The sequence below is a fragment of the Streptomyces spongiae genome, from assembly GCF_009377185.1.
Classification (GTDB): Bacteria; Actinomycetota; Actinomycetes; order Streptomycetales; family Streptomycetaceae; genus Streptomyces; species Streptomyces spongiae.
In genome coordinates this window covers 1-7165 of record NZ_VJZC01000515.1, presented here as the reverse complement: position 1 = coordinate 7165, position 7165 = coordinate 1, and the positions used below count along the sequence as shown (strand labels likewise).

5 protein-coding genes are annotated in these 7165 nt (G+C 71.0%); 2 read left to right on the top strand and 3 right to left on the bottom strand.

Annotation, left to right across the window (positions count from 1 at the left end):
* Nucleotides 1-69 precede the first annotated feature (69 nt).
* The gene (locus FNH08_RS40050; RefSeq protein ID WP_152776437.1) at nucleotides 70-1293 is read left to right on the top strand and encodes a cytochrome P450; all 1224 of its coding nucleotides are present in this window, start codon (nucleotides 70-72) and stop codon (nucleotides 1291-1293) included.
* Between the two features lie 114 nt (nucleotides 1294-1407).
* Here FNH08_RS40050 and FNH08_RS40045 read toward each other — a convergent pair whose 3' ends face one another.
* Together FNH08_RS40045 and FNH08_RS40040 are read right to left on the bottom strand one after the other, a co-directional pair.
* Nucleotides 1408-3024 (bottom strand): ABC transporter permease, encoded by a 1617-nt coding sequence (locus FNH08_RS40045; RefSeq protein ID WP_152776436.1) that lies wholly within the window; start codon nucleotides 3022-3024, stop codon nucleotides 1408-1410.
* Nucleotides 3021-3944, bottom strand: coding sequence for an ABC transporter ATP-binding protein (locus FNH08_RS40040; RefSeq protein WP_152776435.1), 924 nt, complete (start codon nucleotides 3942-3944; stop codon nucleotides 3021-3023). Before FNH08_RS40040 ends, FNH08_RS40045 begins: the two co-directional genes overlap by 4 nt.
* 103 nt (nucleotides 3945-4047) lie before the next feature.
* Here FNH08_RS40040 and FNH08_RS40035 point away from each other — a divergent pair, with 103 nt between their 5' ends.
* Entirely contained in the window at nucleotides 4048-4659 is a 612-nt protein-coding gene (locus FNH08_RS40035; protein WP_152776434.1) for a GbsR/MarR family transcriptional regulator, read from the top strand.
* A 116-nt stretch (nucleotides 4660-4775) separates the two neighbouring features.
* On the opposite strand, the gene FNH08_RS40030 is transcribed toward FNH08_RS40035, so the two are convergent.
* On the bottom strand, nucleotides 4776-7028 hold the full coding sequence (locus tag FNH08_RS40030) for an NACHT domain-containing protein (RefSeq protein ID WP_152776433.1): 2253 nt from the start codon (nucleotides 7026-7028) through the stop codon (nucleotides 4776-4778).
* Nucleotides 7029-7165: the final 137 nt, after the last annotated feature.

The following is a 7165-nucleotide window of genomic DNA, read 5'->3' as shown; positions in this document are numbered from 1 at the left end:
GGGTAGGAACAGGGCTGTCGGCCGGGACACCCCTGTTCAGGCGAGGGCGTGGCGGGTTAGCGTCCCCGCATGACAGCCGGTTCCGACACCGTTCTCGCCTTCGACCCGTGGGACCCCGGGTTCGTCGCCGACCCGTATCCCGCGTACGCCGAGCTGCGGGCGCTGGGCCGGGTCCACTACTTCGAGCCCACCGACCAGTGGCTGGTGCCGCACCACGCGGACGTCTCCGCGTTGTTGCGGGACCGGCGGCTGGGGCGGACCTACCAGCACCGGTTCACTCACGAGGACTTCGGGCGGACGGCGCCCCCGGCGGAGCACGAACCGTTCCACACGCTGAATGACCACGGGATGCTCGATCTGGAGCCGCCGGACCACACGCGGATCAGGCGGCTGGTGTCGAAGGCGTTCACACCGCGGACCGTGGAGCGGCTGGGGCCGTATGTGCGCGGGCTGGCGGAGCAACTGGTGGACGGGCTGGTCGCGGCCGGTGGCGGGGACCTGCTGACCGATGTGGCCGAGCCGCTCCCGGTCGCCGTGATCGCCGAGATGCTGGGCATCCCGGAGTCCGACCGGGCGCAGCTGCGGCCGTGGTCGGCGGACATCTGCGGGATGTACGAGCTGAACCCGTCCCAGGAGACGGCGCGGAAGGCGGTGCGGGCGTCGGTCGAGTTCTCGGAGTATCTGCGGGAGCTGATCGGGGCGAGGCGCGAGGAGCCGGGGGAGGACCTGATCTCCGGGCTGATCGCGGCGTACGACGAGGGCGACCGGCTGACCGAGCAGGAGATGATCTCCACGTGCGTGCTGCTGCTGAACGCGGGGCACGAGGCGACGGTCAACGCGACGGTGAACGGCTGGTGGGCGCTGTTCCGTCACCCGGAGCAGCTCGCCGCACTGCGGGCCGATCACTCGCTGGTTCCCTCCGCCGTCGAGGAGCTGATGCGGTACGACACACCGCTTCAGCTGTTCGAGCGGTGGGTGCTGGACGAGATCGAGATCGACGGGACGACGGTGCCGCGTGGGGCGGAGATCGCCATGCTCTTCGGCTCCGCCAACCATGACCCGTCCGTCTTCGCCGATCCCGGGAAGCTGGATCTGTCCCGGGCGGACAACCCGCACATCTCCTTCAGTGCGGGCATCCATTACTGCATCGGCGCGCCGCTGGCCCGTATCGAGCTGGGTGCGTCTTTGTCCGTGTTGCTTGAGCGGGCCCCGACGTTGCGCCTTGTGGAGGAGCCGAAGCGGAAGGCGAACTTTGTGATTCGGGGGTTGGAAGGGCTGCGTGTTGAGCTTTGACAGCGGCGTGGTGTGCTGAGGGCCGTTTGAACCTGCGGGTTCGTTGTGGCTGGTCGCGCAGTTCCCCGCGCCCCTGAAAAGCCTGGGCGCCCCCTGCTGAAAGGGCACCCCCGCTCACGTCACCAGGTCTCTGCGCCTCAGTGCTGCCAGGCCCGCTGTCACCAGGGCGGCAGCCACGGCCGTCAGGGTCAGTACCGGTCCCCACTCCATCTCTCCGCCCGGCAGTTTCGGGAGGTGGCCGAAGGGTGAGAGGTCCAGGACGGTCTGCGGGACGTTCAGTGCCGGGCCGATCCAGCCGATCAGCAGGACCGCTCCGGCCACCGCCCATGCGGCCATGGCCGCCCGTGGGGCCAGGCCGTGGAGCAGTACCGCCACTCCGCCGATGACCCACACCGCGGGCAGTTGCACGAGACAGGCCCCGAGGATCGGCCCGGTCTCCTTGCCGTAGCCGACGGCGAAGCCCAGGCCGGCCAGCAGCATGATCAGTGCGGATCCGCCGAAGGCGACGACCAGGTGGCCCGCGGACCAGCGCAGGCGGCCCACCGCGTTCGCCAGGACCGGTTCCGCCCGCCCGGACGTCTCCTCGCCGGCCAGGCGCAGTACGGAGGCGACGACGTACAGCGCGGCGATCAGCCCCAGCATGCCGATCATCGCCGCGAGGAACGTGTTCGTCAGCCCGGACTGGCCGCCCATCCGCTGGAAGATCTCGCGGGCGTTCGCGTTGTCGCCGACCAGGTCGGCCGCGCCCTCGGTCAGGCCGCCGTAGACGACGCCGGCGAGGAAGAAGCCGATGCTCCAGCCCAGCACGCTGCCGCGCTGCAGCCGCCAGGCCAGGGCGCCCGCCGTCCTCAGTCGGCCGTCCGCCGGGCCCGGCCGCGTCGGCAGGAAGCTCATGCCCACGTCCCGGCGCCCGGCCAGCTCGTACGCCACCGCGCCCTGGAGCAGGATCGCCGCGGCGAACAGCGGCAGCACCCACCAGCGTTCGTCCGCGAAGGCGCGGAGGTTCTCCAGCCAGCCGAGCGGGGACAGCCAGGTGAGGACGGAGGAGCCGTCGTCCGTCGCCGAGTCGCCGGCCGCCCGCAGCACGAACGCCGCTCCCAGCACGGCGGCCGTCAGTCCGCGTGCCAGCCGTGCGCTCTCGGTCAGCTGGGCGACGATCGCCGCCATCGTGGCGAAGACCATGCCGACGCCCGCGATACCGAGGCCGACGGCGAGGGCACCGGCCTGGCCGTGGCCCGCGAGTCCGGCGGTGATCAGCAGGGCGAGGACGCCGTTCGCGACGGCGGCCGCGAGCAGCGCCGCCGTCAGCGGGGCGCGTCGGCCGACCATCCCCGACGAGACCATCTCCTGGCAGCCGCTCTCCTCCTCGTCCCGGGTGTGCCGGACGACGACGAGCAGGCTCATGACGGCCGCGAGCGCGGCGGCGTAGACGCCGACGCGCCAGGCGGTGAGAGCGCCGACGGAGTCGTCGAACACCGGCCCGATCAGGGCGCGCAGCGAGGCGTTGGTCTCCATCTGCCGGATCAGGTCGGCGCGTTCGGCGGCGGTGGCGTACAGGCCCTTGAGTGTGTTCGGCATGGACAGCACCATCAGGGCGTTCACGGCGATCCACACCGGCAGCATCACGCGGTCCCGGCGCAGGGCGAACCGCAACAGGGTTCCGGTACCGGCGAGTTGGCGGGAGCCACCGGTGCGGGGCGCGTACGCGGACGTGGCGGTCGTGGCAGTCATCGGGCCATCGCTCCCTGCGCACCCTCGGCCGCCGGCGCCTCGTCCTGGTAGTGCCGCAGGAAGAGCTCCTCCAGCGTCGGTGGGGTCGAGGTCAGCGACCGTACGCCCGACTCGGCGAACGAGCGCAGCACGGCGTCGAGCTTGTCCGTGTCGACCTGGAGGCGCACCCGCAGTCCCTGGACGTCGAGGTCGTGCACGCCCGGCAGGTGCGACAACCCGTTGGGCGGGCCCGCGAGTTCGGCCGTGACGCTCGTACGGGTCAGGTGCCGCAGGTCGGCCAGCGAGCCGCTCTCCACCGTGCGGCCCTTGCGGATGATGCTGACGCGGTCGCACAGTTCCTCGACCTCGCTGAGGATGTGTGACGAGAGCAGGATGGTGCGGCCCCGGTCGCGCTCCTCCTCGACGCAAGCCTGGAAGACCTCCTCCATCAGCGGGTCCAGGCCGGACGTCGGCTCGTCCAGGATGAGCAGGTCGACGTCCGAGGCGAAGGCGGCGACGAGGGCGACCTTCTGACGGTTGCCCTTCGAGTACGTCCGTCCCTTCTTCGTCGGGTCCAGCTCGAACCGCTCGATCAGCTCCGCCCGCCGGGCCTTGTCCAGGCCGCCGCGCAGCCGCCCGTACAGGTCGATGACCTCGCCGCCGGAGAGGTTGCGCCACAGGGTGACGTCCCCGGGGACGTACGCGACCCGGCGGTGCAGGTCCACCGCGTCCGCCCAGGGGTCGCGGCCCAGCACCTGCGCGGCGCCCGAGTCGGCGCGCAGCAGGCCCAGCAGGACGCGGATGGTGGTGGACTTCCCGGCGCCGTTCGGGCCGAGGAACCCGTGGACCTCACCGGTCTCGACGTCCAGGTCGAGGCCGTCCAGCGCATGCGTCCGCCCGAACGACTTGTGCAGTCCGGAGACGGTGATTGCATTCGTCATGGTTCTGAACGTACGGTACTTTCACAAATTTGTGAAGTTAAGGAACCGTATAAACGACGGATAGACTCGACGGTGATACACAGGCCAGGGAGACGATCAGCTGATGACGGACGGGACGGACGTGAGCGCGGGGCACGCGGGACGATCTGAGGGGCACCCGAACGCGAGCCAGAGCTCCGGTTCGGGCCGGAACCCGGCCGTCGCCCCGGGCCAGGGCCCCGACGGCGTCCCCCAGCCCGACCGCGACCCCGAGGCCGTCTCCCGGTTCGTCGAGCGGTTCGCCGCACAGCTCGTCGAGGCGGGGATGCCACGGATGCCGGCGCGGGTGTTCGCGGCCCTGCTCGCCTCGGACACCGGGGGCCTGTCCTCGGCCGAGCTCGGTGAGCAGTTGCAGATCAGCCCGGCCGCAGTCTCCGGCGCGGTGCGCTACCTCTCGCAGCAGCACATGGTCTCGCGCGAGCGCGAACCCGGCTCGCGCCGCGACATCTACCGCATGCACAGCGACCAGTGGTACGAGGTGCTGGCCAACCGCGACGGAGTCATCAAACGCTGGGAGGACTCCCTGCGCGAGGGCGTCGACAACCTCGGCGCGGCCACTCCGGCCGGCCGCCGCATCGCGGAGACGCTCGCCTTCTTCGAGTTCGTCGAGGTGGAGTACGCCGGGTTGATGGAGCGCTGGCGGATCCGCCGCGCGGAACTCTTCGGTGACGGCTGAGCGTCCGGGCGGCCTTCGGGGTCACGGCCCGGGCAGGCGTGAACAGGCCGTACCGCAGCTGCCGTTGACCCAGGTCCGCCAGTCCACCGGGCGCGGCGGACGTGTTCAACCCCCTGTTACTCACCGAGGGTTCCGCTGAGGTGATCCTGGAGGCGGGCATGGCGGAACTGGTACACGGCGCCTGCCCGGCGGAGCGCGCCGCGCTCGCAGGCGTCCTCCAGGAAGGCGACCAGCCTCCAGGGCAGGCGTCCCGTCAAGGGGAGCCAGATGCGGACGAGGGCCACCCACTGGCACCAGGCGGTCAGCGAGAGCCCGTAGCCGATCCCGGCGGCGAACGCGCCCTGGATGCCGAACGCGAGCCCGAGCTGGAGGCTGCGGAGAGGGGTTTCGGTGAAGCTGCCCACCAGCCCCGCGACGAGTCCGAGCGCGAACGCCCAGACGAGGAGATGGGCGATCACGTTGGTGCGGTTCGACCTCAGCAGGTCGGCGCAGCTGACGGAGGTCTTCACGTCGATGGGGGTTTCCAGCCAGGCCATGAGGCCGAGTGCGAGCCCTGCCCCGAGCCCGATCTCGAGGGGGAACACGACCGCGGACAGGAGCCCGCCCCCGAGCCCGTCGTCGAGCCCGAGCGGCGGTACGACGAGCCGGTCGACGAGCAGGATGGCGAGCGCGACCCCGAACGCGACCAGGCTTCCGGTCACGACCTTCGCGGAGAACCGCGCGCCCAGCTGCCTGGGACCGCCGAACAGACGGACCCGGACAGGAGATGGCTTCAGCAGGTCACTGCGGTCGGCGAGCCGGTAGATGTAGCCGAACGCCACTCCGCCCACGAGCCCGTGCAGCACGCCGACGACCACGCCGCGCCGGATCGCGAACCCGAGTCCGTGAGACGTGGCGATCAGGTCCACGGGAATGGTTCCGATCGCGGTGGTGAGCATGAAGGACAGTCCTGCCAGGAACGAGATCACGGCAGTGCGCGCCCCGAGGCTCATCGAGGTGCCGAGCTTCCACCACTCCAGGTCGGGTCTGTGTCTTTGGCGCAGGTGGTCCGCGAGGTATCCGAGCCAGCGTTGAGCCTGTTCCGGGCTCCAGGCCGGGGAAGCCGCGGTGTGCCGGTCGCCGGGTCGCCGCCGGTAGACCGACGGGATGAAGCTGCTCAGCAGGTGCTTCTCGAGGTCGTCCCGGGTGCGGAAGAGGCGCGTGTCCAGGAGCGTCTCCGGGCCGCGCTTCGGACCGGCGCCCTGGCTTTCGGCGTCCTGGCTTTCGGCGCCCTGGCTTTCGGCCTCCTTGCTGTCGTCGCCCGAGCCCGAGTCCGAGTCCGAGCCCGCCTCCGCGCCCTCGCCGTGGACGGCGAGGGCAAGGGCGACCATCAGGGGCGTGGCCAGTACGTCGCGGAGGTTGGCGCCGGCCGGGTCATCGGGACTGTCACGCAGCTTGGCCAACACGTCCTCCCATGCGCGGGTGACGTCCCTGGAGCTGCCGCGTACCAGATAGTCCTTCGCGTCGTCCGGGCCGAGAGCGGTCAGTTCGACCGCGGCGGCGCGCTTCAGGCCTCTGGTGTTCCTCACCGCGGAGCGGTACTGGGCGGTGCGGCTTGTCAGGACCAACGGCATGGTGGTTTCGGAGAGCTGCTCCAGTGCGGCGGCGCGGAGTTTGTCGGCGATCTCGTCGAATCCGTCCAGGACGGGCAGGATCAGTTCCTTCTCGACCAGCGCGGTGGCGAGCGTCCTCCCGTCGGCGGTGACCGTGGCCAGGCCGGACGTGTCACGGCTCAGCCGGCTGCTCAGCCAGTTCTCCAGTGAGTCGGCGCGGGGGTCCCACGACCCCAGGCTGAAGATCTCCGGAACGGGAGCGCCGGGTGGGCGCGTCTCCAGCAGCTCCAGCACCAGCCGCAGGCCCAGGACGGTCTTTCCCGAGCCGGCTTCGCCCAGCACCACGAGACGGCCGGAAGGGATCTTCCGGTAGGTCCCGGCGATGTGTTCCAGGTCTCCGTCCAGGGCCAGGGGGGCGGCCGTCCGTCCGCGGGGAGTGCCGCAGATGTTCTCCCAGTGGTCCATCGGGTTCCCGGCCGCCGTCGTCCAGCGCACGGGCAGCAGTATCGGATCCGTGAGCCTCCGTCGTTTCTCCTCGCGCTGCCAGCGGTCCCTGACCGCGTCGGCGAGCTCGTCGGCTGCTTCGGCGAGTTCGTCCCGATCATCCCGATCATCCCGCTCGTCCTCTGGTGTCCGAGCCGGTGAGGTGTAGTAGTTGTTGACGGTCACGCGGCCGGTCCGCCCGGACTGGATCACCGTCCCGTGAACGGCCCCGTTCACCTCGTTGTGTACCCGGGGCTCGGGAGACTCGTCGTCAGCGAGGGACACGTCAGCCATCCCGGTCCTCCCTCCGGCGCTGTCTGTTCCACCAGACGCACCCGAGCGCGGCTGCCGCGACGGCCCCGGCGGCGGCGAGTGCGCGCAGCGGGGCCGCGAAGTCCGCGCCGCCGGTCGCGGAGGCGGCGGGGGAGGCG